This is a genomic window from Streptomyces sp. NPDC102490, from assembly GCF_044765285.1.
In the GTDB taxonomy this organism is placed as follows: domain Bacteria; phylum Actinomycetota; class Actinomycetes; order Streptomycetales; family Streptomycetaceae; genus Streptomyces.
Window position 1 is genome coordinate 351,013 of the sequence record NZ_JBIWJU010000003.1, and the last position, 25,886, is coordinate 376,898.

Sequence of the window (25,886 nt, forward strand, 5' to 3'; positions counted from 1 at the left end):
ACCCGCGGGGAGGGCACGGCAGGACCCTAGGAGGATTCGAGTGCCGGGACCGGGTGGCGGCTCCGGGTGCCGAGATGGTGGAAGAAGAGGTTGAGGGCGACCGCGACGATCGCTCCGGCGCTGATGCCGGAGCCCAGCACGGTCTGGGCCCAGGCGGGGAACTCGGCGTAGAAGGTGGGCGCCGCCAGCGGGATGATGCCCGCGCCGAGCGCCACCGCGACCAGGATGATGTTGGAGCTGTCGTCCAGCCCGGCCTCGGAGAGCGTGCGGATGCCGCTGACCGCGATCGAGCCGAACAGCACGATGCCCGCGCCGCCCAGGACCGGCATCGGGACCAGGGAGACGACCGCGCCGAGGACCGGGAAGGCGCCGAGGACCAGCAGGGTGGCACCGGCGACGGCGACGACGTAGCGGCTGCGCACCCGGGTGAGGGAGACGACGCCGACGTTCTGGGCGAAGGCGGAGGTGGGGAAGCCGCCGAAGACGGGGCCGATCAGGGTGGCGAGGCCGTCGGTGCGCAGGCCGCGGGTGACGACCTTGGCGTCGGCGCGGCGGTCGCAGATCTCGCCGAGGGCGAGCATGCCGGCGGACGACTCCGTCATCAGGACCAGCATGACGATGCACAGCGACAGGATGGCCGCGGGCTGGAACTCGGGGGCGCCGAAGGCGAAGGGCGTGGGCAGTGCGGCGACCGGCGCGGACCTCAGGGCGCCGAAGTCGGCCATGCCGAACGGGATGGCCGCCAGGGTGCCGATCAACAGGCCGAAGAGCAGGGCCACTTGCTTGACGAAGCCCTGGCCGAAGCGCTGGATGACGAGGATGACGGCGAGGGTGAAGGCGGCGAGCGCGAGGTTGCGCATCGAGCCGAAGTCGGCGGCGGTCTTGTCGCCGCCCTGGGCCCAGCCGACCGGGACCGGCATCAGCGTGACGCCGATGAGGGTGATGACGACACCCGTGACCAGTGGCGGGAAGAAGCGCAGGAGCCGGCCGAAGAACGGGCCGACGGCGAGGCAGAAGACCCCGGCGACCATCACCGCACCGTAGACGGCGGGGAGTTGGCTGCCCTTCGCGTTGGTCTCGACGATGGCGAGGATGGGCGCGATGCCGGCCGAGGAGGCGGCGTTGACGAACGGCAGGCGGTTGCCGACGAAGCCCTTGACGCCGAGGGTCTGGAGCAGGGTGGCGACGCCCGCGATCAGCAGCGAGGCCGCGATCAGCCGGGTGCGGCCCTCCAGGTCCAGGCCGCAGGCCTGGCCGATGATGAGCGGAGGAGTGACGACGCCCGCGTACATGGCGGCGATGTGCTGGAGCGCGGCGGGAACGAGCCGCGAGGGATGGAGCTTCTCGTCGACCGGGTGCACGGACGTGACGGCGTCCTCGATGTGCACCGGCGGGGTGGTGCCAGGGCCGGTGGCGGGCCCTTTCGCAGGCAGTGCCATGGTGTTTCCTCCGGTGTGGCGGGCCGCCGGCCCCGGGGGGGGCCGGGCCGGCGGCGCGCCTGCCGCGTCAGAGGTTGGTCATGTCGACCGGGATGAGTTGCTCGGCGCCGTCGCGCAGGATGGTGGCCTCGATCAGGCCGTAGGGGCGGTCGGCGGCGTAGTACACGGCGCCGTCCTTGGCCTCGTTGTCGATCCCGAAGGGCGACAGGTCCGAGCGGAAGTGGTGCTTGTTGGGCATCGAGAAGCGGATCTCGTCGACCTCGTCGCGGGAGTTGAGCACCCGCACACCCATCTCGAAGAGGGTCTGCTGGAGCGAGTACGAGTAGGTCTCGGCGAACGCCTGGAGCGCGTGCTTGCGCACCCCGCCGTAGGAGCGGTCCCAGTCGGGGGCGTGCGAGTCGATGCCGTCCCAGTTGTGCCGCCACCAGGTGGAGACGGTGGTGGCGAGGATGCGGTCGTGGTCCTCCGGGAGGGTCGTGTACTTGTCCTTGAGGAAGCCGAAGAACTCGGAGTTGGTCGAGTTCAGGACGGTCAGGTCCTTGAAGCCGGAGAGCACCTGGATGCCGTGGCCGTCGTAGGTGATCTGCGCGACGCGGGTCTCCTGGCCGGTGCGGACGAAGGAGTGGGCGATCTCGTCCGCGCCGACGAAGCGGGCGCCGCCCTTCGACGTCTCGATCCGCTCCCAGCCGTACTCCTCGATGCGGATGCGGGCCCGGTGGATCGGGTCGTTGTTGTCCACGAAGTGGCGGGCGAGCTTGACGCCGAGGTCCTCGGCGCTCTCGATGCCGTGCTCCTTGGCGAAGGCGAACACCGTGTTCTTGGTGGTGTCGGTCGGCAGGACGTTGGCGTTGGAACCGCTGCGGTGGACCTCCTCCATGTCGCCGGACAGGGCGACGGAGACGTTCAGGTCCTTGATGTGGTGCGTGTCGCCGTCACGCGTGATCTTGACGACGCGGTTCTCTGCCTTGCCGTACTGGTTCTGTCCCAGGACGAAACGGGTCATGGTGTCGGTCAGCTCCCTCGGTAAACGGAGTAGCCGAACGGGTTGAGCAGCAGCGGAACGTGGTAGTGCTCGCCGGGCACCACCGCGAAGGTGATGGTGACCTCGGGGAAGAACACGGGCCGGCCGTTCTCGCTGTCCCGGAGCGCGGGGGCGTCCTGCTGGGCCGCGGCTTGTTTCTTGGCGAAGTACGTCTCGGTGTCGAAGTCGAGCCGTACGTGGGTGGTGCCCTCCGGCAGGGCCGGGAGGTCCTTGCACCGGCCGTCGGCGTCGGTCGCGGAGCCGCCGTGCTGCTGCCAGTCCGCATCGCTGCCCGCGCGGGCGGCGAGGTGGACGGCGACGCCCTCGGCGGGGCGGCCGACGCTGGTGTCCAGGATGTGCGTGGACACGGAGGCGGTGGTGCTGGTGCTCATGGTCGGGCGTCCTGTTCGACGAGTCGGGTCAGGCGGATGCGGTTGATCTTCCCCAGTTCGGCGCGGACGATCTCCCGCTCCTGCTCGGGCGAGTTGCCGATCCGCTCCAGAGCCGCGTCCCGCATCTGCTCGCCGGTCCGGCCGGTGGCGCAGATGAGGAAGACGTGGCCGAACTTCTCCTGGTAGGCCAGGTTCAGTTCGAGCATCTCCGCCTTGAGGTCCTCGGCGGCGCCGGCCATGCCCGCCTGTTCGCGGGACGAGGTCGCATCGCCCGGCTTGGGACGGCCGATCGGCGGGTGTCCGGCCATCGCCTCCGCCAGGTCCTCCGCGCTCAACTCGGCCATGGCGGCGTCGCTGGCGGCGTACAGGTCCTCGGCGGTGGCGAAGGGGCGGGCGGCGAGCAGGTGCCGGGCCCACGCCGTGGAGGCGCACGCCTCGTGGAGTTCGGCGCGTGCCGCGGACTCCTCGAGGGTGTTGAAACGGGCCAGGCCCGACGCGGAAGTGGACGTCACGGGAGCCTCCGTGGCCTTGTGCTGAGCGGGCGTGCCGATAGCTAACGCCCTCGGAAACAAGCCGTCAACACTTTGTTGAAAATTCGGGGTCAGAAAAGCCGCCGCCCGGTGACCGGACGGCGGCGCGAGAGGGTCGGGAACCGTGCAGGTCAGGTGCCCTTCTCGCGGTTGAGGTAGTTGTACACGGTGAAGCGGCTGACGCCGAGGGCGCTCGCGACGGTCTCCACGCCGTGCCGTACGGCGAAGGCGCCGCGCGCCTCCAGGGCCCGTACGACCTCCTGTTTGGTCCTGCGGTCCAGGTCGGCCAGCGGCCTGCCCTGCCGGCGCTCCATGGCGGCCAGGATGTGGTCCAGGGAGTCGGCGAGCTGGGGCAGGCGTACGGCGACGACGTCGGTGCCCTCCCAGGAGAGCACGACGTCCTCCAGGCCGGCCTCGTCCGGCGGCAGCATCTCGCCGCCCATGGCGTCGACCAGCGGCTTGACGGCCGCGATGAACGGCTCCTCGGCGGGGCCGGTCACCGCTCACCCCCTGGCTCGGTGTCTTCTGCGACCACGTTGACCTGGAGCGAGATCCGGGTGGCGCCGGCCTCCAGGGAGCGGCGCAGCAGCGCGTCCACGGCGGTGAGCACCCGGTCGGCGCCGCCCTCGGCGGTGTTGCCGAACGGGCCGACGTCGACCGCGTCCAGCTCGGCGGCCTCGACGACCTCCCGGGCCACCACCGCGTGCGCGGGCGCCTGGTCCAGGTCGAAGGGTTCGGTCGTGAACTCCACTCTCAATCGCACGCGGTCAACCTAACGCGGGGTGACCGCATTGCGCCGCCCCCTCTTGACAAGGGCCGCACTCCACCGGCAATCTTCCATTACGCAGAAACGAACTTCCGTAATGCGGAATAACGATCGAAACGGAAGGGAGCGCGGCACCCGATGGGCTTCGCAGATCAGCGCTTCAACGTCAACCTGTCGATCCTCTTCACGGAACTCCCGCTCCTGGAGCGTCCCGCGGCCGCCGCCGCGGCCGGCTTCACCGCGGTCGAGCTGTGGTGGCCCTGGATCGACTCGCCCACCCCCGAGCAGTCCGAACTCGACGCCCTGAAGTCGGCCATCGAGGACGCGGGCGTCCAGCTCACCGGCCTGAACTTCTACGCCGGGCGGCTGCCCGGACCCGACCGCGGCGCGCTGTCGGTCCCCGGCGAGGAGTCGGACCGCTTCCGCGCCAACATCGACGTGGCCGCCGACTTCGCGAAGTCCCTGGGCTGCACGGCGCTCAACGCCCTGTACGGCAACCGCGTCGAGGGCGTGGACCCGGCCGAGCAGGACCGGCTCGCGCTGGAGAACCTGGTCCTCGCCGCCCGCGCGGCCGACCGGATCGGCGCGATCCTGCTGATCGAGGCGCTCAACGCGCCCGAGTCGCCGCTGTACCCGCTGGTGTCGGCACCGGCCGCGATCGGGGTCGTGGACAAGGTCAACGAGGCCACCGGGCTCGGCAACGCCAAGTTCCTCATGGACCTCTACCACCTGTCCATGAACGGCGAGGACCTGCCGCAGGTGATCGACGCCTACGCCGCGAAGACCGGCCATGTGCAGATCGCCGACAACCCGGGCCGCGGCGCCCCCGGTACGGGCTCCCTCCCGCTGGAGGAGCTGCTCGACCGCCTGAGGAAGGCCGGGTACGACGGCTGGGTCGGCCTGGAGTACAAGCCCGGCGACGACCCCAGCGCGCAGTCCTTCTCCTGGCTGCCGGCCGGGGCCCGCGCGGCCCGCTGAGCGCCACCCCGCAGGAATTCTCCACAGATTTTTCAGAGAGGTACCCATCATGAGCACGCTCCCCAAGGTCGCCTGGGTCGGTCTCGGCATCATGGGCTCCCCCATGTCCGAGAACCTGATCAAGGCGGGTTACCAGGTCACCGGCTACACGCTGGAGCAGGAGAAGCTGGACCGCCTGTCCGCCGCCGGCGGCACCGCGGCCGGCTCGATCGCCGAGGCCGTGCGCGACGCCGATGTGATCGTCACCATGGTGCCCGCGTCGCCGCAGGTCGAGGCCATCGCCTACGGCCCCGACGGCATCCTGGAGAACGCGCGGTCCGGCGCGCTGCTGATCGACATGTCCTCGATCACCCCGCAGACCTCGGTGGACCTCGCCAAGGCCGCCAAGGACAAGGGCGTCCGCGTCCTGGACGCCCCGGTCTCCGGCGGCGAGGCCGGGGCCATCGAGGCCGTGCTGTCCATCATGGTCGGCGGTGAGCAGGCCGACTTCGACGAGGCCAAGCCGCTCCTGGAGGCGCTCGGCAAGACCATCGTGCTGTGCGGTCCGCACGGCTCGGGCCAGACCGTGAAGGCCGCCAACCAGCTGATCGTCGCCGTGAACATCCAGGCGTGCGCCGAGGCCGTGGTCTTCCTGGAGAAGTCCGGCGTGGACCTGAAGGCCGCCCTGGACGTCCTCAACGGCGGTCTGGCCGGCTCGACCGTGCTGACGCGGAAGAAGGACAACTTCCTCGCCCGCGACTTCAAGCCGGGCTTCCGCATCGACCTGCACCACAAGGACATGGGCATCGTCACCGACGCCGCCCGCAACGTCGGTGCCGCGCTGCCGGTCGGCGCCGTGGTCGCCCAGCTGGTCGCCTCCCTGCGCGCCCAGGGCGACGGCGGCCTGGACCACTCGGCCCTGCTGCGGGCCGTGGAGCGTCTCTCCGGCGCCCAGGTCTGACGCACCCCCGAGACCTCCGGGTGGCGCCGCCGCTGACACCTGTCATGTCGCGCCCGAGCGGCGGCGCCGCCCGGAACCCACTTCAACAAACTGTTGACGTGCCACGGTCCCAAATCTAGGCTCCACACCTAAGCTCCACGAAGCGGAAACCAGTTTCCGCTGAACCCTCGCTCAGCAGGTCACGGAAGGTCCACGATGTCGCAGCGCGTGCTCACCACCGAGTCCGGTGCCCCGGTCGCCGACAACCAGAACTCCGCCTCCGCCGGCATCGGCGGCCCGCTCCTGATCCAGGACCAGCACCTCATCGAGAAGCTCGCCCGGTTCAACCGGGAGCGCATCCCGGAGCGTGTCGTGCACGCCCGCGGCTCCGGCGCCTACGGCCACTTCGAGGTGACCGACGACGTCACCGGCTTCACGCACGCCGACTTCCTGAACACGGTCGGCAAGCGCACCGAGGTCTTCCTGCGCTTCTCCACCGTGGCCGACTCCCTCGGCGGCGCGGACGCGGTGCGCGACCCGCGCGGCTTCGCGGTGAAGTTCTACACCGAGGAGGGCAACTACGACCTCGTCGGCAACAACACCCCGGTGTTCTTCATCAAGGACCCGATCAAGTTCCCCGACTTCATCCACTCCCAGAAGCGCGACCCGTTCACGGGCCGCCAGGAGCCGGACAACGTCTTCGACTTCTGGGCGCACTCCCCCGAGGCCACGCACCAGGTGACCTGGCTGATGGGCGACCGCGGCATCCCGGCGTCGTACCGCCACATGGACGGCTTCGGCTCGCACACCTACCTGTGGACGAACGCCAAGGGCGAGTCCTTCTTCGTCAAGTACCACTTCAAGACCGACCAGGGCATCCGCTGCCTGACCGCCGAAGAGGCCGCCAAGCTCGCGGGCGAGGACCCGACCTCGCACCAGACGGACCTGGTGCAGGCGATCGAGCGGGGCGTGTACCCGTCCTGGACGCTGCACGTGCAGCTGATGCCGGTGGCCGAGGCGGCGAACTACCGCTTCAACCCGTTCGACGTGACCAAGGTGTGGCCGCACGCCGACTACCCGCTGCGGCGGGTGGGCAAGCTGGTGCTGGACCGCAACCCGGACAACGTCTTCGCGGAGGTCGAGCAGGCCGCGTTCTCCCCGAACAACTTCGTGCCGGGCATCGGCCCCTCCCCCGACAAGATGCTCCAGGGCCGCCTGTTCGCCTACGCCGACGCCCACCGCTACCGCCTGGGCGTCAACCACACCCAGCTCGCGGTGAACGCCCCCAAGGCCGTGCCCGGCGGCGCCGCCAACTACGGCCGCGACGGCCTGATGGCGTCCAACCCGCAGGGCCGGTACGCCAAGAACTACGAGCCGAACTCCTACGACGGCCCGGCCGAGACCGGCCGTCCGCTGGCGGCCCCGCTCGCGGTCTCCGGGCACACCGGCACCCACGAGGCGCCGCTGCACACCAAGGACGACCCCTTCGTGCAGGCCGGTGCGCTGTACCGGCTGATGAGCGAGGACGAGAAGCAGCGGCTGGTCGCCAACCTGGCCGGCGGCCTGTCCCAGGTCTCGCGCAACGATGTCGTCGAGAAGAACCTCGCGCACTTCCACGCGGCCGACCCCGAGTACGGCAAGCGCGTTCAGGAGGCGGTCCGCGCCCTGCGCGAGGACTGACCCACCGGCTCGCGCACGGAACCCGGCGGGGAGGCCGGGGCCGTGTGCGCGGCCCGCGCAGGCATCGAAGCGGCCCGGATGAGGGGTGACCGCCAGGTGCCGGCGCGGGCAGGGCGAGGACCGCGGCGGCCAGCGAGCCAGTGCGGTGGTGAAGGGCACGGACGCTTCTCCTACGACCTGAGGGGAGGAGCCGTTCCGGCCCGTCGCACCGCCGCGGTCCCAGCCACCCCCGCCTCTCGTGCCGAGAGGCCCACAAGCCCCGTCCGGCGGCGCGAACGACCTGTCGCGCCCAGCCTCGCGCCGCCGGACGGACACCATGTGAAGAACCTTCACCGGCTGAGCAGCGCCGGATGCGGACGGTCCCGCATCCGGCGCTGCTCGGCGTGCACCGGGTGCGGATTCCGCTCCCGCGCAGCAGCCTGGAGGCATGGCAACGGCGCACCCACCCGAGCACCCGCACATCGTGGTCCACTCCCCCGCCCTGGACGGCTCCCGCCGGGTCACCTCCGGCGCGGAGACGCTGGGCGTGGCCTCGCACATCGACGACGTCGCCGAACTGCTGCGGCTGGCCGACCTGTACGTGACCGACGTCGAGTCGAGCGACCTGGTCGAGTGGCAGGGCGGCGGCCCGGAGGACTGGCCGGGGCTGCACGAGCAGCCCGGTGGCCGAGAGCGGGCGTAGGAGTCCCCCGCGGCGGGCACAACCCCGGCAGCACGGGGCGCACGGGGGTGGTGTCGTGGACGGTGGCACGGGGATCGGGTGGGAGCCGCACGAGGTCGCGCTGCTGGGCGGCGGGCCACGGGCGGCCGTCACGGTGGCGGTGGTCGCCCTGCATCTGCGGGGCGCCGTCGAGACCGGCCCCCGCGGGACGCTGTGCGCGACCGGACCGGAGCCGGCGGGGCTGGGCCCGTTCGAGGGCACCGTCCTGGACTGTCTGCACGAGCCGCTCACCGCGCGCGAACTGGTACGGCACCCGGACGTGCGCCTGGCCCTGGCCCTGGCGCGCATCCCGCTCGCGGAGCACGGGCTCCTCGGTCACCCGCGGCTCAGGCCGACCCGCGGCGCCCGGCGGCACGTGGAGTTCTGGCGCCAGCGGCACCCGCTGCCGGCGGTCGGGCACGGGCTGACGGACGAGGACACGCTGCTCGCGGTCGCCCTGCACGGCGACGCCGCCCTGCGCCTGCTCCTGCCGCGCTTCGCCCTGCGGGCCGGCCTGACGGACCCGGGCGCCCCGGCCGACGGCGTGCGCTTCTCGTGGGGCCGGGGCGGGTTCCCGAGGTGGCGCGCCGCGCACGAGGACCCGGCCTCGGGCGACGGCGGCGGCACGGGCCACGGGGACCACGCGGGCGGCGGCCCGGACTGAGCGCGCACACGCGGGAGCGGCCCGCCCCTCAGGGGGACGGGCCGCTCCCGGTGCTCGGCGCTGGGTGGTGTGTCAGACCTTCAGCGTCCTGACCGCGGTCGGGGCGTGCCCCGGCTCCGTGGCCACCTCCTCGAACTCCACCACGTTGGAGATGTCGTTCGTGCCCGACATGGAGATGTTGGTGACGCGCTCCAGGATCGCCTCGACGACGACCGGCACCCGGTGCTCGGCGGCCAGCTTCTTGGCCTGCTCCAGGGCCGCGCCCAGCTCGTTCGGGTCGGTCACCCGGATCGCCTTGCAGCCCAGGCCCTCGGCGACCTTGACGTGGTCGACGCCGTAGACGCCCAGCTCGGGCGAGTTGATGTTCTCGAACTCCAGGTTGACCTGGAAGTCGATCTCGAACGCCCGCTGGGCCTGGCGGATCAGGCCCAGGTAGGAGTTGTTGACCAGGACGTGCACGTACGGGATCTTGTGCTGCGCGCCGACGGCCAGTTCCTCCAGCATGAACTGGAAGTCGTAGTCGCCGGAGAGCGCCACGACCTGGGCGTCCGGGTCGGCCTTGGCGACGCCGAGGGCGGCCGGGACGGTCCAGCCGAGCGGTCCCGCCTGGCCGCAGTTGATCCAGTGCCGGGGCCGGTAGACGTGCAGCATCTGGGCGCCGGCGATCTGGGAGAGGCCGATGGTGGAGACGTACCGGGTCTCCGGGCCGAAGGCCTTGTTCATCTCCTCGTAGACGCGCTGCGGCTTGATCGGGATGTCGTCGAAGTGCGTACGGCGCTGGAGGGTGGCCCGGCGCTCCTGCGCGGAGGCGGCCCACGTGGAGCGGTCGGGCAGCTTCCCGGCCGCCTTCAGCTCCTTCGCGACCTCGACGAACAGCTTCAGGGCCGCCTTGGCGTCGGAGGCGATGCCGTAGTCCGGGGCGAAGATCTTGCCGATCTGGGTCGGCTCGACGTCGACGTGGACGAACTTCCGGCCGGCCGTGTAGACGTCCAGCTTGCCGGTGTGGCGGTTGGCCCAGCGGTTGCCGATGCCGAGGACGAAGTCGGACTCCAGGAAGGTCGCGTTGCCGTAGCGGTGCGAGGTCTGGAGGCCGACCATGCCGGCGTTCAGCTCGTGGTCGTCGGGCAGGATGCCCCAGCCCATCAGGGTCGGCACGACCGGGGTGCCGGTCAGCTCGGCGAACTCCACCAGCAGGTCGGCGGCGTCGGCGTTGATGACACCGCCGCCGGCCACGATCAGCGGGCGCTCGGCGGCGTTGAGCAGGCCGATCGCCTTCTCGATCTGGGCGCGGGTGGCGAGGGGGCGGTAGACCGGGAGCGGCTCGTAGGTGTCCGGGTCGAACTCGATCTCGGTCGTCTGGACGTCGATCGGCAGGTCGATCAGGACCGGGCCGGGACGGCCGGAGCGCATCAGGTGGAAGGCCTGCTGGAAGACGCCGGGGACCTGCGCGGCCTCCAGGACGGTGACCGCCATCTTGGTGACCGGCTTGGCGATCGAGGCGATGTCGACGGCCTGGAAGTCCTCCTTGTGGATCACCGCGGTCGGCGCCTGGCCGGTGATGCACAGGATCGGGATCGAGTCGCCGATCGCCGAGTACAGACCGGTGATCATGTCGGTGCCGGCCGGTCCCGAAGTGCCGATGCAGACGCCGATGTTGCCGGGGTTGGTGCGGGTGTAGCCCTCGGCCATGTGCGAGGCGCCCTCGACATGGCGGGCCAGGGTGTGCTGGACGCCGCCGGACGCCTTGAGCGCGGCGTAGAAGGGGTTGATCGCCGCACCGGGCACACCGAACGCGTCGGTGACGCCCTCGCGCTTGAGGATCTCAACTGCCGCTCGGGCAGCGGTCATACGAGCCATCGAGTACTCCTGATCCGGCTGTCGGATTCGCACTCCCGTCGCGCCCCGCGGTGAGCTTCTTCCGTAGCAACTTCCGTATAGCGAAATTTGTTTTCTACGATCTGGAAGTAATGTAAGTGGGCGGCCGGGGGCCGTCAAGAGAGGACGATGGGGGTCATGTCCGAGACCATCTCGGTGTGCTGCACCGCCTGCGGGCGCCGGCACCGCTACACGGCACCGTCGTACCCCTGTGCGTGCGGGGCGCCCGTGGCCCCGGAACTGGACCCGCGCCGGGCCGCGACCGCGGTCACCCACCGGGCGTGGGACGAGGAGTGGATCGGGGTGCGCTGTGCGGCCTGCGGAGCCGAGAGCCGGTGGCCGCGCCCGGAGCTGGGCTGCCCCTGCGGGACGGTGCTGTGCGTGCCGGTGGACCCGGCCGCCACCGGCCGGTCCGGGCGCACTCCGGGGTCACGGGTCCCGGCGCACCGGGCCGTTCCGATCCGCACCGCCCGTGACGCGGTCACCGCCGCCGTCCTGTACCTGCGCGGGCTGGGCTACCGGGACGTGCGCCGCGCCGAGCAGCGTCCCCCGGCCGGCATCGGCCTCGCCGCACCCGGCGTCGCCGTCCAGGTGGACCCGACGGCGGGCCCGGCCTCGGTGCGGGACGTGGAGTGCCTGTGGCTGACGGCGATGGCGGAGTCGGCGCGGGGCGTCTACTTCTCGCTCGCCGGGTACACCGAGGACGCCCGGGTCCGTGGCGACCTGCTGGACGTCGCGCTGTTCGTGCTCGACCCGTCGGGCGTGCCGCGCCCGGCGAACGCGCCGGCCGTGGCGCTGGACGCCACGGCCGGCTGAGTCGTCGGGTTACCGGGGGCTACGGGCGGGCGTACCGCTCCCGCAGTTCCACCTTGCGCACCTTGCCGGACACGGTCATCGGGAAGGAGTCGAGGAGCTGGAGGCGGCTGGGCACCTTGTAGTGGGCGAGCCGCCCCTCGCAGTACGCGCGGACCTCCTCCAGGGTGAGCGGGTCGGCGGCGTCGCGCGGGACGACGCAGGCCAGCACCTCCTCGCCGTAGCGCTCGTGCGGCACGCCGACGACCTGCACGTCCGCGATCTTCGGGTGGCCGTACAGGAACTCCTCGACCTCGCGGGGGTAGATGTTTTCGCCGCCCCGGATGATCATGTCCTTGATGCGGCCGACGATCTCCACGTAGCCGTCCTCGCGCATCACCGCGAGGTCGCCGGTGTGCATCCAGCGGCCCGGGTCGATGGCCTCGGCGGTCTTCTCGGGCTCCTCCCAGTAGCCGAGCATCACGCTGTAGCCGCGGGTGCGCAGTTCGCCCGCCTCGCCGCGCGGCAGGGTCACGCCGGTGACCGGGTCCGCGACCTTGACCTCGATGTGGGGCAGGACGCGGCCGACGGTGCCGGTGCGGTGTTCGAGGTCGTCGTCCATGCGGGTCTGGAGGGAGACCGGGGAGGTCTCGGTCATGCCGTAGCAGATGGAGACCTGCTCCATGTGCATCTCGGCGACCACGCGTTTCATCACCTCCACCGGGCAGGGCGAGCCCGCCATGATGCCGGTGCGCAGGGAGGTGAGGTCCCAGGAGGCGAAGTCGGGCAGGTTCAGCTCCGCGATGAACATCGTCGGGACGCCGTACAGGGACGTGCACCGCTCCCGCTGCACCGCCTCCAGCGTGGCCGCCGGCTCGAAGGACGGGGCGGGGATGACGATGCAGGCGCCGTGGGAGGTGGCGCCGAGGTTGCCCATGACCATGCCGAAGCAGTGGTAGAAGGGCACCGGCAGACAGACCCGGTCCTGCTCCGTGTAGCCGACCGTGCGGCCCACCCAGTAGCCGTTGTTGAGGATGTTGTGGTGGGAGAGGGTGGCGCCCTTGGGGAAGCCGGTGGTGCCGGAGGTGTACTGGATGTTGACCGGGTCGTCGCAGCTCAGCTCGGCGGCGAGCGCCTCGACCCGCTCCTGCGGCACCGCGGCGGCACCCGCGGTGAGCGCGTCCCAGGACGGGTCGCCGATGTAGACGGTCTCGCGCAGCGCGGGGCACCGGCCGCGGACCTGCTCCACGATCGCCCGGTAGTCGCTGCTCTTGTGGGCGAGCGAGGCGACCAGCAGGGTGATGCCGGACTGCCGGAGCACGAACTCCAGCTCGTGCGCCCGGTAGGCCGGGTTGACGTTCACCATGATGACGCCGATGCGGGCGGTGGCGTACTGGACGAGGACCCACTCGGGGCAGTTGACCGCCCAGATGCCGACCCGGTCGCCCTTGGTGACGCCCTTCGCGAGCAGGCCCCGCGCCACCTCGTCGACGGCGGCGCCGAACTCGGCGTAGGTCCAGCGCCGTCCGGACGGCACGTCGACGAGGGCCTCGCGGTCCGGGTGGGCGGCGATCACGCGGGCGAGGTCCGCGCCGATGGTGTCGCCGAGCAGCGGGGTGGTGCTGGTGCCGTGGGCGTACGAGAGGGCGGTCACCGGAAGTCCTCCTCGCGGTACTCGTTCGCGGAACCGGCGGCCGTGGCCTCGCGCAGCTCGATGCGGCGGATCTTGCCGGAGACGGTCTTGGGCAGGTCCCCGAACTCCAGGCGGCGCACCCGCTTGTAGGGGGCGAGGGCCCGGCGGGAGTGCTCGAAGAGCACCTTCGCGGTGTCGGGTCCCGGCTCCCACCCGGCCGCGAGCACGATGTACGCCTTCGGGACCGCGAGGCGCAGTTCGTCCGGGGCGGGTACGACCGCGGCCTCGGCGACCGCCTCGTGCTCCAGCAGGGCGCTCTCCAGCTCGAAGGGGCTGATCTTGTAGTCGCTGGCCTTGAACACGTCGTCGGCCCGGCCCACGTAGGTGAGGTAGCCGTCCGCGTCGCGGGCGCCGATGTCGCCGGTGCGGTAGTAGCCGCCGGCCATCGCCTCGGCCGTGCGGTCCGGGTCGCCGTGGTAGCCGGTCATCAGGCCGACGGGGCGCGCGGACAGGTCGAGGGCGATCTCGCCCTCCTCGGCGCCGGGCGCGCCGGTCACCGGGTCGAGCAGCTCGACGCGGTAGCCGGGGCTGGGGCGGCCCATCGAGCCGGTCTTCAGGACCTGGCCGGGGCTGTTGGAGACCTGGACGGCGGTCTCGGTCTGCCCGAAGCCGTCCCGGATGGTCCGGCCCCACACGCGGCGGACCTGCTCGATCACCTCGGGGTTGAGCGGCTCACCGGCGGCGACGACCTCGCGCGGCGGGGTGGCGAGCTGCGCCAGGTCGGCCTGGATGAGCATGCGCCACACGGTGGGCGGGGCGCAGAAGGTGGTCACCCCGGCCCGGTCCATCTCGGCCATCAGCCGGGTCGCGTCGAACCGCGTGTAGTTGTACAGGAAGACGGTCGCCTCGGCGTTCCACGGCGCGAACAGGTTCGACCAGGCGTGCTTGGCCCAGCCGGGCGAGGAGATGTTCAGGTGCACGTCGCCGGGGGTCAGCCCGATCCAGTACATGGTCGCCAGGTGCCCCACGGGGTAGGACACGTGGGTGTGCTCGACCAGCTTGGGGCGGGCGGTGGTGCCGGAGGTGAAGTACAGCATCAGCGGGTCGTCGGCGGCGGTCGGGCCGTCCGGGGTGAAGGCGTCGGAGGCCGTGTACACGTCCGCGTAGGACCGCCAGCCGGGCGCCGTCGCCCCGTCGCCGCCGACCGCGACGCGCGTGTAGTCGCCGGGCACGTCGTCGAACTTGCCGGTGTCCTCGGCCCGCGCGATCACGTGCTTCACCCGGCCCCGGTCGACGCGGTCGCGCAGGTCGGCGGGGCCGAGCAGGGTGGTGGCCGGGATGACGACCGCGCGCAGCTTCATCGCGGCCAGCGCGGTCTCCCACAGCTCCACCTGGTTGCCGAGCATCACGAGGATGCGGTCCTCGGGGCCGACGCCCCACTCGCGCAGGCGGTTGGCGGCGCGGTCGGAGCGGGCGGACATCTCGGCGAAGGAGACCCGGACCTCGCGGCCGTCCTCCTCGACGATGTGCAGGGCGGTGCGGTCGTTGCCGTCGGCGATGACGTCGAACCAGTCCAGCGCCCAGTTGAAGTGCTCGGGGCGGGGCCACCGGAACCCCTCGTAGGCGGCGGTGTAGTCCTCGCGGTGTTCCAGCAGGAAGTCCCGTGCGCTGCGGAACAGCTCCGTGGCCGTCGTCATCTGTCCTCCTCGGTGCCGGACCTTGCCGGGCGGCTCGGTGCCATCGTCTAATCCGTGATGCGGGTCTCACTACCCCCGAACGGGGGTGTGCGTCCCGGGACCGGGACGCGGCGGTCGTGAGGGAGGACGGGACGAGTGGCGGTGGACGCGGCGGACGCGGCGCAGATCCGCAGCGCGCTGGGGCGGCTGCGGCGCACGACCGGGCTGCCCGTCGCCTTCGGCGGTCTGGTGGAGTCCGGGCGGCGCCAGGTGCGCATCAGCGAACTGAGCGGCACGGCCACGACGGCGCTCAGCGCGCTGGCGGTGACGGCCGGCAACGGGCTGGGCGGCCGGGCGGTGGCGCTGTCGCGGCCGTGCGCGGTGACGGACTACTCCGTCTCCCGGCAGATCAGCCACGAGTACGACCTGCCCGTCGCCGCCGAGGGCCTGCGCTCGGTCCTCGCGGTGCCGGTGGTCGTACGGCGCCGGGTGCGCGGGGTGCTGTACGGCGCGCTGCGCACGGCCCAGCCGCTGGGCGACCGCACCCTGGGTGCGGCGGTGGCGGCGGCACGGGACGCCGAGCAGGCGCTGGTGCTGCGGGAGGAGGCGGACGAGCTGCTGGCGACGGCCGCGTCCGCGCCCGGTCCGGCGGGCGGCGCGGCCTGGGAGCAGGTGCGGGAGGCGCACGCGGCGCTGCGGGCGCTGGCGCCGAGGATCACGGACCCGGCGCTGCGGGACGAGCTGCTGCGCGCGTGCGGCCTGCTGGCCGCGGGGAACGGTCCCCTCCCGGGGCCCCGGCCGGCGCCGCGCGAGGTGGACGTGCTGGCCTGTGTGGCCGCGGGCGCGACCAACGGGGAGGCGGCCGAGCGGCTCGGGGTGGGCGTGGAGACCGTCAAGAGCTACCTGCGCTCGGCGATGCGCAAACTGGGCGCCCGCACCCGCACGGAGGCCGTCGCGTCCGCCCGCCGGACGGGATGGCTGCCATAAGGTGCGGACTTTCCCGGCGGTGTTCGTTTTCGGTACCCCGGTGTGTGTTGCCGGGGTCACCCGGCCGACTCTCCGTCCCGCGATGCGCCGGTGCCTAATATTGGCCCGGACACGCCACACGGAGGGGAGCGGTCACCGTGCCACGGGACTTCGCGGACGCCGCCGGCCGCCGCTCCGACCTGGTCATCGGGCGGGAGGAGTCGTTCGGCGCGGCCCGTGAGCAGCTCACCCGGGGCGGCAGTGTGTTGTTGCACGGGCCCGCCGGAATCGGAAAGTCGACGGTGCTGCGCACCCTGGCCGCGGAATACGCCGGTACGGCGCACACCGTGTTGCGCTGCTCGGCCACCGAGTCCGAATCGCATCTGCCCTTCCTCGCCCTCGCCGACCTCCTGGGCCCGGTCCTGGACGAGGTGTCCCCCGCGCTGCCCGCCGCCCAGCGCACCGCGCTGGAGTCCGCGCTGACCGGACGCGGCGAGTCCACCCTCCAGCGCGACGGCCTCGCGCTGCGCCTGGCCGTGCTGTCCGCGCTGCGCGCCCTCGCCGCCGCGGGGCCCGTCCTCGTCGTCGCCGACGACCTCCAGTGGCTCGATCCGGCCAGCTCGGAACTCCTCGGCTTCGCCGCCCGCCGCCTGGGCGACACCCCGGTGCGGCTGCTGTGCGCGGTGCGCACCGAGGGGCCCGAGCCCCAGGACGCGGCGTACGACCGCCATCTGCGCGCCGCGCCGCCGGACACCCGCGCGGTGCGGCTGGGGCCGCTGACCCGCGCCCAGGTGTCGACGCTCCTGGACGGGCGCGGCTACTCCGGCCTGCACCGCTCCACGGTCCGCGAGATCCACCGCACCAGCGGCGGCAACCCGCTGTTCGCCCTGGAGCTGGGCCGGGCCCTGGCCGAGAGCCCCGCGGCACCGCGCCCGGGCGAGCCGCTGCCGGTGCCGACCTCGCTGCGCGCCCTGGTCCTGTCCCGCCTGGAGATGCTGTCGGACGAGGCGCGCCGCACCCTCCTGGTGGCCAGCGCCGGCGCCCGCCCCACCCCGGCGCTGCTGCACGCGGCCGGCCGGGAGAACGCCGAGGCGGAGACCGAGCAGGCGGCGGCGCTGGGGCTGCTGGCGCCCGACCCGGAGGGGCCGACCGTACGGTTCGCGCATCCGCTGATCTCGGCCGCGCTGTACGCCGAGGCACCGGCGCCGGAGCGGCGGGCCGCGCACGCCGCGCTGTCCACGGCCGCCTCCGACCCGATCGAACGCGCCCGGCACCTGGCGCTGGCCACCACCGGCACCGACCCGCGGGTGGCGGCGCGGCTGGCGCAGGCCGCGGCGCTGGCCCGGGACCGCGGGGCGCCGTCGGTGGCCGCCTCGCTGGGGCTGCTCGCCGCCCACCACACCCCGGCGGACGGCACACCGGGCCCGGACGAGCGCCGGCTGACGGCGGCCGAGGACGCGATCACCGCGGGCGATCAGGACCTCGCCCGGGACGTCGCCCGCGAGGTGCTGACCCGGGCCACCGCGCCCGGCGAGCGGGTACGGGCCTGGATGGCGGTGATCGAGGCGGCCGGGCAGGCCATCGGCGAGGTCGACGCCGTCTTCCCGCAGGCCCTGGCCGACGCGGGCGACGACCCGCGGCTGCTCGCCCTGGTCCACTACCAGCTGGCCTGGCGCTCCCTGGTGGTGCAGGGCGACTTCGCCCAGGGGCGTCAGGAGGCCGCGCACGCGGCCCGGCTGGCGGCGCGGGCCGGGGACCGGCGCACCGAGCTGCTCGCGCTCGCCTTCCAGGCGCAGTCGGAGACGCTGATGGGCCATCCGGACGCCCCGGCGACCATCCAGCGGGCGCTCCAGGAGCCGCAGGACCCGCGGGTGGCGTGCCACCACAACGGGGCGGGCTCCTCCCGGTTCCGGTGGCTGGTGATGAGCGACCGGCTGGCCGAGGCGCGGACCACCGTCACCGGGCTGCTGCGCGAGGTGCGGCGGCGCGGCATGGCCGAGAGCGAGGTCCACTACCTGCGTTTCCTGGCGGAGACCGAGCTGCACTCCGGCCACTGCGGCCGGGCCCTGGAGCTGTCCCGGGAGAGCCTGACGCTGGCGCGCGACGCGGGCATCGGGGAGGGCGCGGGCGCGATGCAGGCCGCGCTCGCCGAGGCCGCGGGCGGCGACCCCGGCCGGGCCCTGGAGCTGGCGCGGGAGGCGGTGCGGCGGGCGGAGGGGGACGGCGACGCCGTGTACCTGTCGCGGGCGCTGGCCGCGCTCGGGCACGCCCACCTGGCGGCGGGCGACGCGGCGGCGGCCGTCCGGGTGCTGCGCCGGGTGCGGGAACTGGAGGCCGGGGCGGGCATCACCGACCCGGCGCGCGGCCGGTGGCAGGGCGATCTCGCGGAGGCCCTGGTGCGCACCGGGGAACCGGCCGAGGCGATGGACGTCGTGGTGGTCACCCGGGCGCACGCGCTGCGGCTCGGGCGCCAGAGCGTGCTCGCCGTCCTGGACCGGTCCGAGGCGCTGGTGCGGGCGGCGCGGGGCGAACACCGGGCGGCCGTGGCGCGGTTGACGTCGGCGCGGGAGCGTCTCGCCGGGCTGGGGTTCGGTCTGGAGGAGGCCCGGGCGGTCTTCGCGCTGGCCGAGCTGCACGCCGAACGGCCGGGCCGGCCCCCGGAGTCGGCGTCGTACGACGAGGCGGCGCGGCTGTTCCGGCGGTGCCGGGCGCTGCCCTGGCTGCGGCGGGTGGAGGCGGCCGTCGCGGCGCGGGCGGCCTGGGCTCCCCCGGTCGCGGCCGCCGAGCCGGACGTTCTGGCGGGGCTCGCGGCGATGGAGCGCCAGGTGGCCTCGCTCGTGATGGAGGGCGCGACCAACCGGGAGATCGCCGCCCGGCTGTTCGTCAGCGTCAAGACCGTCGAGGCGACCCTGACCCGGGTCTACCGCAAACTGGGCATCCGGTCCCGGGTCGACATCGTCCGGCTGGCGGCGGGCCGGCGCCCCGACTGAGACGGCCTCCAGGCGACCGTCGGGTTTACCGGCGGTAAACCGAGGGTTTTCCCTGCCCGACGCCCTTAGGGGGTTCCCTCATTGGGGGGTCGGGACCGCCGGTTCTAGCGTGAGGACGTGCCGCTCGCCCGGGCATACGGGGGTCTGTTCCCGAGACCCCCGTGCACCCCCCACGCCCGTGCGATACCCCCCACCGGCCACCACCCGAGGAGACTCATGTCCGGGCCCACTCGTTCCAGACCGGCCGCCGTGTGACCCCCTGAGGACCCCTCGGGCGCAAGACCAGGGGGCGTTGCGGGCCTCCACGAGCGGCCCGCAACGCCCCCTCTCCACGTCTGCCGCCCCCAGGGGGCGCGCGGGTCAGTCGCGTACGGTTCCGAAGCGGATGTCGTACGCGGTTCCGGGGTGCAGCGTCGCGAGCATCCGCTCGCCCTCGGCCACGATCTCCTCCCGCCGTGCCTTCGAGGGGCGCGCGAAAGCCTCGACGACCAGGGCGTCGTCCGCAAGCTTCCACAGTCCGGCCACGAAGCCGTCGACGAGCAGGACGCGGTAGGCCTGGTTCTTCTTCCAGGTGCGGCCCTTGTGCTCGGGCGGGACGAGGCGGGCCCGGTCGGCGTGGGAGAGGAGCAGGTTGTCGAACTCGGGCAGGAAGCGCGGCGGGGCCGGGGTGTCCGGGTCGGGGCGCGGCGCGTCGGGGAGGTCGAAGAGTTCGGTGCCGCCCGGGTCCCGGAAGGTGACGAGGCGGGGACGGAGCCGTTCGAAGGCGTCCCGGAGCCGGGTCAGGCCGGCCCAGGTCTGCATGTCCTTCACCGACGCGGGCCCGAACGCGGCGAGGTAGCGCAGCACGGTGTCGTCGGGTGCGGGCGCCGGCCGCGCGGGGCGGCCGAGCCAGTGCTCGGCGGTGGTGAGCGTGACCTGGCCGCCGCGGTCCCACAGTCCGCGCGGCGTCACCTGGACGAGCGGGAGCCGGCAGCGGGCGGCGACGGACAGGGCCTGCGGGTCGGCGTCGGGCCACTCGGCGCCGAGGGCCTCGCGCAACTGCCCCGGGGTGCGCGGCTCGGCCTCGACCAGGTCCCGGGCGAGGCGGGCGAGCCGGTCCAGGTCGACGCCGGTCAGGCCCGCGCGGAACGCCCGCAACTCCCGTTCCCTGGCGGCCTGCACCAGCGGCCGCAGGGTGAGGCAGTCGTCGGCGGTGTGGGTGTGGAGGGTCGAGCGCAGGGTGACGAGCCGGGCGACGCGGCGGTCGGCCATCGCCGTGGACAGGTCCTCGGGCGTGAAGCCGTCGAGGCGGGCGGCGAGCGCGTAGTACGGGGGCTTCACGTTCTGGGCCTGGAGCCCGACGAGGTGCGCGACGGCGGCCTCGGCGGACATCGCCGCGCGGCGCAGCAGCAACTGGCGGGCCAGGGTGGCGCGGTTGAGGGCCCGGATGCCGAGGACGGGGGCGGTCGTTCCAGCCGTGGTCGTCATGCCGCGCAGGCTAGCGGGGATCGAGGACAGGTTCCGTCCTCGATGCCCGCTCGGCTCGGTCGGCGCGGCCCAGCTCCACGGCGAAGCGGGCGCCGGCCAGCAGGGACAGGTGCGAGACCCACAGCCACACCAGGAAGACGACGACACCGGCCAGGGAGCCGTACAGCCGCCCGTAGGTGCCGATGCCGGAGGCGTACAGGGAGAAGGCCGCCGAGGAGGCCAGCCACAGCAGTGCCGCCAGGGCGCCGCCGGGGACCGCCTGCCGGCTGCGGCGGGCCGGGGCGGGGCCGGTGCGGAACAGGACCAGGACAAGCAGCGCGACCAGGCACAGCAGCAACGGCCAGCGCAGCAGGGACCAGGCGGTGGTCGCCGTCGGTGCGATGCCGAACCACCGCCCCAGGGCCTGGGCCAGCGGCCCCGTCAGGAGCAGCACCAGGGCGCTGGCGACGAGCAGCCCGAGCAGGCTCAGCGCGGTCAGGACGATGCGGTGCAGCCGGTGCCACAGGGGGCGCCGGTCGGGCACGCCGTGCATGTCGTGCAGGGCGCGCCGGAAGACCGCCAGATAGCTGGAGGCGGACCACAGCGCGGCCACGCCGCCCGCGACGGCCACGGTCAGGGCGGCGGAGCGCTCCCCGGCCGCCTCGTGCAGGGTGCGGTGCAGCTCGGCGCCGGACTGGGCGGGCGCCCAGGACGTCACGTCGGCGATGAGCCGGTCGGTCAGGTCCGGGGCGACCAGGCCCATCAGGGACGCGGTGACGACCAGGGCGGGCACCAGGGCGAGGACGGCGTAGTAGGTGAGGGCGGCGGCCCAGTCGGAGACGTTGTCGTCCCACATGGCGCGCGGCACCCGGCGCAGCGCGCCCGTCCACGGGACGGAGCGGTCCCGGAGCCGGGTCAGGCGCGCCTCCAGGTACGCCGTCACCGCGCGCGCCGCTCGCGCGTGGACCGTACGCCGATGCGGACGTGGGTGGTCAGCGGGTGCGGCGCGAGGGAGGCGTGGGCTTCGTCCAGCGGGCCGCGGGCGAGCCGTGCCAGGACCGGTCCGGGCTCGGCGCCGGGTTCCAGCAGCACCCGTACCCGGGCCCGGGAGCGGGTCCTGCCGGCGGGCAGGTGTACGTGGGCGCGGTCGACGCCCTCGGTCGCCTCCGCGCGCCGGGCGACGGCGTCGGCCAGCGCACGGGACCTGAGGGTGAGGGACGGTCCGGCCAGCGGCAGGCGGTGTCCGCCGCCGCGGAACTGGGCGAGGAACCAGGCGAGGCACAGCAGCAGCGCGCAGGCCGGGCCCGCGACGACGGCCGGCGTCCACCAGCCGTGCCCGCGCAGGTCGGCGAGGCCGCCGCGGTCCAGCAGCACCGTCCCCGCGTCCGCGGTGGGCCACCGTCCGGGCAGCCGCCCCGCGACCGCGTCCGAGGCGAGCACCGACCAGCCGCCGCCGGCCAGCAGGGCGGCCCCGGCCAGCGCGAGCAGCGTGCGGTTGACCGCGTTGCGCATCGGGTTCACGAGTGGTTCTCCTCCGTTCCGTGCCCCTGCGCCGGGTGCTCCCCGGCGCCCGGTTCGTCCTCACCGAGCGGCGCGGGCCGCTTCGGCGCCGCCGCTCCCCGGCCCTGGTCCTTCACCGACGGTGCGCGGTCGCCGGGTGACGACCCGCCCGGGACCTCCTCCACACCGGCCGAGCCGGAACCGGCCCGGTCCCCGGTCACCTCAGACGGGACCGGCACCCCGGGTCCGGATGCGGACGCGTCCGGCGCCGTCCCTTCCCGGCCGGCGGTCTTCACCGACGGTGCGCGGTCGCCGGGTGACGACCCGCCCGGGACCGCCTCCACACCGGCCGAGCCGGAACCGGCCCGGTCCCCGGTCGCCTCAGACGGGACCGGCGCCCCGGGTCCGGACACGGACGCGTCCGGCGCCGTCCCTTCCCGGCCGGGGGCCTTCGCCCACGGTGAGCGGTCGCCGGACGCCGACCCGCCCGGGGCGGCCACACCCCGCACCGCCTCCACACCGGCCGAGCCGGACGCCGGTGCGCCGGGCGGGCCGTCCGTGGTGGGTGGGTGCCAGTGTGGGGTCGGGCGCAGGGTGAGTCGGGGTTTGAGGGGGCGGGCCAGGCCCAGGGTGGTGAGGGTGGTGTCGGTGGTGGTGCGCAGGGCGGCGCGGGCCGTGGGGCGGTCGCCGAAGGCCAGGCGGGCCCGGAGGCGTACGCGGCGCCGGCCGCAGCGCACCCGGACGTGGGTCACGCCGGGGACGGCCGACGCGGCGTCCCGGACGAGTTCCGCCGCGGCGGTGCGGTCCAGTACGGCCCGCCGCACGTGCCGCCCCGGTACCGGCGCCATGGGGAGCACGCCGCGCAGGCCCGGGGTGAGGGCGAGGCACAGCAGCCAGGCGCCCAGGACGGCGGCGACCGCGCCGCCCGCGACGACGCCGGTGTCCCCGGGGCCGTGCGTCGCCAGCCAGTCGACCGCGTCGGTGCGCGGGCCCGCCGGACGCCGGCCGGCGAGGTGCACCGACAGGACGTCGTACAGGAGGAGCGCGCACACGCCCGCCGCCACCAGGGCCACCAGCGCGGCGGGAATCCGGCGGGCCGACCAGGGGCGCCGGGCCCGGCCGCCGGGCGGGGCGTCCTCGGGGGCCGGGGAGGGGAGCGGGGTGGTCCGGTCCGCGGACAGGGACTGGACGCGGACGGTCGCCCCGCGCACCGTGAGGCCGCTCAGCTCGGCCACCCGGTCCACCGTCCGGCCGCGGACCCGCTCCCCGCTCTCCCCGAGCACCGCCGGGTACGGGAGCCGCACGTCGAGCGAGAACGCGGCGCGGTCCCCGCGCACCGCCGCCGTGCCGTGGGTGACCCGGACGCGTCGCCCGGCGAGGTCGGTCTCGGCGGCGGCCCGTTCCGCGATCCGGCGCACGGCACGGTCGGCGACGACGGTCCGGCCGCGCTCGGCCGGTGCCGTGCGGGCGGCCCGCCCGGCGTCCTCGGTGCCCGTCACCGGGTCCTCCGGTCGCGGGGGGCCAGGAACTCACGCCAGTCCGTGCCGTTGTCCACCAGGCGTCCCAGCACCGCGCCGACCGCGCCCAGCGCGGCCACCAGCAGGAACGCGCCGAAGCCGCCGAACCACCCGGCGAAGGCCAGCGCCATGCCCACCAGCATGCCGATCACCGCTCTGCTCATCACTCACCTCCGCCTCGAAGCCTGCTCCGGATCCCGTCCGTCACTCCACGCGCGCCTCCACCGGGCGCTCGGGGTCCTCGTCGTCCGGCAGGTGCACGTCGTTGACCGTGATGTTGACCTCGACGACCTCCAGGCCGGAGATCCGCTCCACCGCGTCGATGACGTTCTCCCGTACGTCCCGGGCGAGGTCGGCGATGGGCACGCCGTACTCGACGACGAGGTCCAGGTCGATCGCGGTCTGCCGCTCGCCCACCTCGACCTTGACGCCGCGGCCGACGTTCGGCCGACCGCCGGGCACCCGGTCGCGGACCGCGCCGAAGGTGCGGGACAGGCCGCCGCCCATGTCGTACACGCCGGGGATCTCGCGCGCCGCCATGCCCGCGATCTTGACGACCACGACGTCGGCGATGGAGGTGCGGCCCCGGGTGGCGGCCGGTTCGGTGGCGCCGGTGGAGCCGCCGCTCACGGTCGTCGCGCCGCCCTGCGCGGTCCGCGCGTTCTTGTCGGACTTGCTCTCGATCGTGCCCGTCTGTGCTGCCGTGGTCATGGTGTCCTCCGTCGACCGTGGTCGTTCGGTGCTTGTGGTCGTTGGACCCGCGGGGCCGTCCGGCGTTACGCGGCTCGCGGGAACTTCTTTTCCCGGGTTCTCGCGTAACGCCCGGGGCAGTCGGTGTGTCCAAGGTCGGGACAGGGCCGGGAACGGTGGAAGTGGGAAGGAGCGCGTGTGCCGGGCGACGACGGACTGCTCGCGGTGCGGGCCGCCGAGGGCGACGAGGACGCCTTCGAGGTGCTCGTGCGGCGGCACGCGCCGGGACTGCTGCGGCTCGCGGCGAGCATGCTGGGCAGCCCCGCGGAGGCGGAGGACGCGGTGCAGGACGCGTTCGTCAGCGCGTGGCGCAGGCTCCCCGGGTTCCGCGGGCAGTCGGCCTTCGCCACCTGGATGCACCGCATCGTCGTCAACCGGTGCTTGAACATGCTGCGTTCCCGGCATCCGGTGACCGACCTCGACAGCGTGCCCGAACCGGCGGCGCCGGACCACGCCGTCTCCCCCGCCCGCGCCGCCGAGTCCCACGCCGCCGCGACGGCACTGGGCCGGGCGCTGGCCGGGCTCTCCCCGGAGCAGCGGGTCTGCTGGGCGCTCAGAGAGCTGGGGGGCCAGTCCTACGAGACGATCGCGGAGACGGTCGGGATCAGCCCCGAGGCTGCCCGCGGCCGGGTGTTCCGCGCACGACGCTGCCTGACGGAGGCGATGACCGCATGGCGATGAACAGCGGCGCGGAGCTGCCCGGCACCGGGTCCGGGTCCGGCGGCGCGGACGACCACGCCGCGGACGAGCGGCTGGCCTGCGGGCGGCTGCTGTCCGAGGTGTGGGAGGCCGGGGCGGACGGCGCGGGCGGTGCGGACCGGGAGCCGCACCTGCGGGCCTGCCCGCACTGCTCGGCGGCCGTGCGGCAGCTGGACCTGCTCGGCGCCGCGGTGCGCGGGGCGGACGGCGGCCGGGAGCCGGAGTGGGACGCGGGGGCGCTGACCGAACGGGTCATGGACGTCGTACGGCTGGAGCTGCGGCCCGGCAGGCCGCTGCCGCTCGGGGAGCGCGAGGAGGACCTGTGGGTGCGGGAGGCGATGGCCGCCAAGGCGCTGCGGGCCGCCGCCGAGACCGTGCCGGGGGTGCTGGCCGGCTCGTGCCGGATCCGGCCCGCCGAGTCCGACGGCTCCCCCTCGCGGGGCCCGGTCCGGGTGCGGCTGGAGGTCGTGGTGCCGCTCACGCCGCGGCTGCGCGACCTCGCCGAGGAGGTCAGGCGGCGGGTGCGCGGGGCGGCGGACGACGCCCTGGGGCTGCCGGTGGACCACGTGGACGTGCACATCACCGACGTGACGGACGCGGTCGGTGCGGACGAAGGGAACCAGCCGTGACCGCTGCCGCCACCGAGCGGGACGCACTCGCCGGCACCGTCGCGCGGGTCGCCGCCGACGTGCCCGGCGTCGCCTTCCTGCGGCCGGGCCTCGCGGACCTGCTGCGCTCCTCCGGCCGGACCGGACCGCCGCGCACACCCGCGGGTGTCCGGGTGGCCCGGACCTCTGGGCCGGGGCCCTGGGAGGTGGACGTCCAGATCGTCGTCCACCGCGACCGGCACGCCCTGACCGTGGCCCGCGCGGTACGCGACGCGGTGACCGACGCGCTGTCCGGGGCGGCGCCCGACGCGCGGGTGACGGTGACCGTGACCAACGCGGTGTGAC

26 protein-coding genes are annotated in these 25,886 nt (G+C 74.0%); 11 read left to right on the forward strand and 15 right to left on the reverse strand.

The features are described 5' to 3' along the window. Nucleotides 1–26: 26 nt before the first annotated feature. The 6 genes from ACIRGB_RS08195 to ACIRGB_RS08220 all read right to left on the reverse strand — a co-directional run bounded on the left by ACIRGB_RS08195 (nt 27) and on the right by ACIRGB_RS08220 (nt 4,145). On the reverse strand, nt 27–1,439 hold the full coding sequence (locus ACIRGB_RS08195; RefSeq protein WP_403860043.1) for a nucleobase:cation symporter-2 family protein: 1,413 nt from the start codon (nt 1,437–1,439) through the stop codon (nt 27–29). 67 nt (nt 1,440–1,506) lie between these two features. Beyond that, nucleotides 1,507–2,442, reverse strand: coding sequence for a factor-independent urate hydroxylase (gene pucL / locus ACIRGB_RS08200; protein WP_356362357.1), 936 nt, complete (start codon nt 2,440–2,442; stop codon nt 1,507–1,509). Between the two features lie 8 nt (nt 2,443–2,450). Continuing rightward, nucleotides 2,451–2,852 (reverse strand): hydroxyisourate hydrolase, encoded by a 402-nt coding sequence (gene uraH / locus ACIRGB_RS08205; protein ID WP_403860046.1) that lies wholly within the window; start codon nt 2,850–2,852, stop codon nt 2,451–2,453. Then, nucleotides 2,849–3,364: a 2-oxo-4-hydroxy-4-carboxy-5-ureidoimidazoline decarboxylase gene (uraD, locus tag ACIRGB_RS08210; protein WP_403860050.1), complete on the reverse strand. Its 516-nt coding sequence runs from the start codon at nt 3,362–3,364 to the stop codon at nt 2,849–2,851. The genes uraH and uraD overlap by 4 nt, the downstream gene beginning before the upstream one ends. Before the next feature lie 149 nt (nt 3,365–3,513). Then, a complete protein-coding gene (locus tag ACIRGB_RS08215) occupies nt 3,514–3,882 on the reverse strand; it encodes a helix-turn-helix domain-containing protein (protein ID WP_403860053.1) in 369 nt (122 codons plus the stop codon). Beyond that, nucleotides 3,879–4,145 (reverse strand): hypothetical protein, encoded by a 267-nt coding sequence (locus ACIRGB_RS08220; RefSeq protein ID WP_403860056.1) that lies wholly within the window; start codon nt 4,143–4,145, stop codon nt 3,879–3,881. The genes ACIRGB_RS08215 and ACIRGB_RS08220 overlap by 4 nt, the downstream gene beginning before the upstream one ends. A gap of 141 nt (nt 4,146–4,286) precedes the next feature. Between ACIRGB_RS08220 and ACIRGB_RS08225 the strand changes: the two genes are divergently transcribed. From ACIRGB_RS08225 to ACIRGB_RS08245, 5 genes are all read left to right on the forward strand, one after another. After that, complete coding sequence (locus tag ACIRGB_RS08225; RefSeq protein WP_403860059.1) at nt 4,287–5,126, forward strand: TIM barrel protein; 840 nt, start codon at nt 4,287–4,289, stop codon at nt 5,124–5,126. Nucleotides 5,127–5,175: 49 nt separating this feature from the next. Continuing rightward, nucleotides 5,176–6,066, forward strand: a complete 891-nt coding sequence (locus tag ACIRGB_RS08230) for a 2-hydroxy-3-oxopropionate reductase (RefSeq protein ID WP_403860062.1) — start codon at nt 5,176–5,178, stop codon at nt 6,064–6,066. Between the two features lie 195 nt (nt 6,067–6,261). Next, nucleotides 6,262–7,725, forward strand: coding sequence for a catalase (locus ACIRGB_RS08235; protein ID WP_403860065.1), 1,464 nt, complete (start codon nt 6,262–6,264; stop codon nt 7,723–7,725). Nucleotides 7,726–8,152: 427 nt separating this feature from the next. Beyond that, nucleotides 8,153–8,407, forward strand: a complete 255-nt coding sequence (locus ACIRGB_RS08240; protein WP_403860068.1) for a hypothetical protein — start codon at nt 8,153–8,155, stop codon at nt 8,405–8,407. Between the two features lie 55 nt (nt 8,408–8,462). After that, a complete protein-coding gene (locus ACIRGB_RS08245) occupies nt 8,463–9,089 on the forward strand; it encodes a TIGR04222 domain-containing membrane protein (protein WP_403860071.1) in 627 nt (208 codons plus the stop codon). Between the two features lie 72 nt (nt 9,090–9,161). Here ACIRGB_RS08245 and gcl read toward each other — a convergent pair whose 3' ends face one another. Further along, nucleotides 9,162–10,946 carry a glyoxylate carboligase gene (gcl, locus tag ACIRGB_RS08250; RefSeq protein ID WP_403860074.1) on the reverse strand — a complete coding sequence of 595 codons (1,785 nt, stop codon included), beginning with the start codon at nt 10,944–10,946 and terminating at the stop codon, nt 9,162–9,164. Nucleotides 10,947–11,093: 147 nt separating this feature from the next. Between gcl and ACIRGB_RS08255 the strand changes: the two genes are divergently transcribed. Then, nucleotides 11,094–11,780 (forward strand): hypothetical protein, encoded by a 687-nt coding sequence (locus tag ACIRGB_RS08255; RefSeq protein ID WP_403860077.1) that lies wholly within the window; start codon nt 11,094–11,096, stop codon nt 11,778–11,780. A 19-nt stretch (nt 11,781–11,799) separates the two neighbouring features. Here the strand turns inward: ACIRGB_RS08255 and lbuL are convergent, their stop codons facing one another. Continuing rightward, nucleotides 11,800–13,410, reverse strand: coding sequence for a linear/branched/unsaturated fatty acid:CoA ligase LbuL (gene lbuL / locus ACIRGB_RS08260; RefSeq protein WP_403860079.1), 1,611 nt, complete (start codon nt 13,408–13,410; stop codon nt 11,800–11,802). Further along, entirely contained in the window at nt 13,407–15,086 is a 1,680-nt protein-coding gene (gene ibuL, locus ACIRGB_RS08265; protein WP_403860082.1) for an isobutyrate:CoA ligase IbuL, read from the reverse strand. The genes lbuL and ibuL overlap by 4 nt, the downstream gene beginning before the upstream one ends. A gap of 135 nt (nt 15,087–15,221) precedes the next feature. Here ibuL and ACIRGB_RS08270 point away from each other — a divergent pair, with 135 nt between their 5' ends. Both ACIRGB_RS08270 and ACIRGB_RS08275 read left to right on the forward strand, forming a co-directional pair. Then, nucleotides 15,222–16,052, forward strand: a complete 831-nt coding sequence (locus ACIRGB_RS08270) for a response regulator transcription factor (RefSeq protein ID WP_403860085.1) — start codon at nt 15,222–15,224, stop codon at nt 16,050–16,052. Nucleotides 16,053–16,189: 137 nt separating this feature from the next. Next, nucleotides 16,190–19,021 (forward strand): AAA family ATPase, encoded by a 2,832-nt coding sequence (locus tag ACIRGB_RS08275; protein WP_403860088.1) that lies wholly within the window; start codon nt 16,190–16,192, stop codon nt 19,019–19,021. A 360-nt stretch (nt 19,022–19,381) separates the two neighbouring features. Here the strand turns inward: ACIRGB_RS08275 and ACIRGB_RS08280 are convergent, their stop codons facing one another. Genes ACIRGB_RS08280 through ACIRGB_RS08305 form a run of 6 tightly spaced genes read right to left on the reverse strand, consistent with a single transcriptional unit; the run spans nt 19,382 to nt 24,195 of the window. Continuing rightward, nucleotides 19,382–20,488, reverse strand: a complete 1,107-nt coding sequence (locus tag ACIRGB_RS08280) for a winged helix DNA-binding domain-containing protein (RefSeq protein ID WP_403860091.1) — start codon at nt 20,486–20,488, stop codon at nt 19,382–19,384. A gap of 10 nt (nt 20,489–20,498) precedes the next feature. Continuing rightward, entirely contained in the window at nt 20,499–21,410 is a 912-nt protein-coding gene (locus ACIRGB_RS08285) for a YihY/virulence factor BrkB family protein (protein WP_403860094.1), read from the reverse strand. Beyond that, nucleotides 21,407–21,988 carry a hypothetical protein gene (locus ACIRGB_RS08290; protein WP_403860097.1) on the reverse strand — a complete coding sequence of 194 codons (582 nt, stop codon included), beginning with the start codon at nt 21,986–21,988 and terminating at the stop codon, nt 21,407–21,409. Before ACIRGB_RS08290 ends, ACIRGB_RS08285 begins: the two co-directional genes overlap by 4 nt. After that, nucleotides 21,985–23,466 carry a DUF6286 domain-containing protein gene (locus ACIRGB_RS08295; RefSeq protein WP_403860100.1) on the reverse strand — a complete coding sequence of 494 codons (1,482 nt, stop codon included), beginning with the start codon at nt 23,464–23,466 and terminating at the stop codon, nt 21,985–21,987. Before ACIRGB_RS08295 ends, ACIRGB_RS08290 begins: the two co-directional genes overlap by 4 nt. Next, entirely contained in the window at nt 23,463–23,648 is a 186-nt protein-coding gene (locus ACIRGB_RS08300) for a hypothetical protein (protein ID WP_403860102.1), read from the reverse strand. The genes ACIRGB_RS08295 and ACIRGB_RS08300 overlap by 4 nt, the downstream gene beginning before the upstream one ends. A gap of 40 nt (nt 23,649–23,688) precedes the next feature. Then, nucleotides 23,689–24,195, reverse strand: coding sequence for an Asp23/Gls24 family envelope stress response protein (locus tag ACIRGB_RS08305; protein WP_403860105.1), 507 nt, complete (start codon nt 24,193–24,195; stop codon nt 23,689–23,691). A 177-nt stretch (nt 24,196–24,372) separates the two neighbouring features. Here ACIRGB_RS08305 and ACIRGB_RS08310 point away from each other — a divergent pair, with 177 nt between their 5' ends. From ACIRGB_RS08310 to ACIRGB_RS08320, 3 genes are read left to right on the forward strand one after another with little or no spacing between them, the layout of a single operon-like run. Continuing rightward, nucleotides 24,373–24,915, forward strand: a complete 543-nt coding sequence (locus ACIRGB_RS08310; RefSeq protein ID WP_403860108.1) for an RNA polymerase sigma factor — start codon at nt 24,373–24,375, stop codon at nt 24,913–24,915. Then, on the forward strand, nt 24,906–25,562 hold the full coding sequence (locus ACIRGB_RS08315) for an Asp23/Gls24 family envelope stress response protein (RefSeq protein WP_403860111.1): 657 nt from the start codon (nt 24,906–24,908) through the stop codon (nt 25,560–25,562). Before ACIRGB_RS08310 ends, ACIRGB_RS08315 begins: the two co-directional genes overlap by 10 nt. After that, nucleotides 25,559–25,885 (forward strand): Asp23/Gls24 family envelope stress response protein, encoded by a 327-nt coding sequence (locus tag ACIRGB_RS08320; protein WP_403860114.1) that lies wholly within the window; start codon nt 25,559–25,561, stop codon nt 25,883–25,885. Before ACIRGB_RS08315 ends, ACIRGB_RS08320 begins: the two co-directional genes overlap by 4 nt. Nucleotide 25,886: the final 1 nt, after the last annotated feature.

Excerpts from the sequence above, each read along its gene's own strand:
- ACIRGB_RS08255 (WP_403860077.1), top strand. The coding sequence starts at position 11,094 with ATGGGGGTCATGTCCGAGACCATCTCGGTGTGCTGCACCGCCTGCGGG.
- ACIRGB_RS08195 (WP_403860043.1), bottom strand. The coding sequence starts at position 1,439 with ATGGCACTGCCTGCGAAAGGGCCCGCCACCGGCCCTGGCACCACCCCG.
- uraH (WP_403860046.1), bottom strand. The coding sequence starts at position 2,852 with ATGAGCACCAGCACCACCGCCTCCGTGTCCACGCACATCCTGGACACC.
- gcl (WP_403860074.1), bottom strand. The coding sequence starts at position 10,946 with ATGGCTCGTATGACCGCTGCCCGAGCGGCAGTTGAGATCCTCAAGCGC.
- ACIRGB_RS08300 (WP_403860102.1), bottom strand. The coding sequence starts at position 23,648 with ATGAGCAGAGCGGTGATCGGCATGCTGGTGGGCATGGCGCTGGCCTTC.
- ACIRGB_RS08240 (WP_403860068.1), top strand. The coding sequence starts at position 8,153 with ATGGCAACGGCGCACCCACCCGAGCACCCGCACATCGTGGTCCACTCC.
- ACIRGB_RS08305 (WP_403860105.1), bottom strand. The coding sequence starts at position 24,195 with ATGACCACGGCAGCACAGACGGGCACGATCGAGAGCAAGTCCGACAAG.
- ACIRGB_RS08280 (WP_403860091.1), bottom strand. The coding sequence starts at position 20,488 with ATGACGACCACGGCTGGAACGACCGCCCCCGTCCTCGGCATCCGGGCC.
- ibuL (WP_403860082.1), bottom strand. The coding sequence starts at position 15,086 with ATGACGACGGCCACGGAGCTGTTCCGCAGCGCACGGGACTTCCTGCTG.
- ACIRGB_RS08230 (WP_403860062.1), top strand. The coding sequence starts at position 5,176 with ATGAGCACGCTCCCCAAGGTCGCCTGGGTCGGTCTCGGCATCATGGGC.
- ACIRGB_RS08235 (WP_403860065.1), top strand. The coding sequence starts at position 6,262 with ATGTCGCAGCGCGTGCTCACCACCGAGTCCGGTGCCCCGGTCGCCGAC.
- ACIRGB_RS08315 (WP_403860111.1), top strand. The coding sequence starts at position 24,906 with ATGGCGATGAACAGCGGCGCGGAGCTGCCCGGCACCGGGTCCGGGTCC.
- pucL (WP_356362357.1), bottom strand. The coding sequence starts at position 2,442 with ATGACCCGTTTCGTCCTGGGACAGAACCAGTACGGCAAGGCAGAGAAC.
- ACIRGB_RS08225 (WP_403860059.1), top strand. The coding sequence starts at position 4,287 with ATGGGCTTCGCAGATCAGCGCTTCAACGTCAACCTGTCGATCCTCTTC.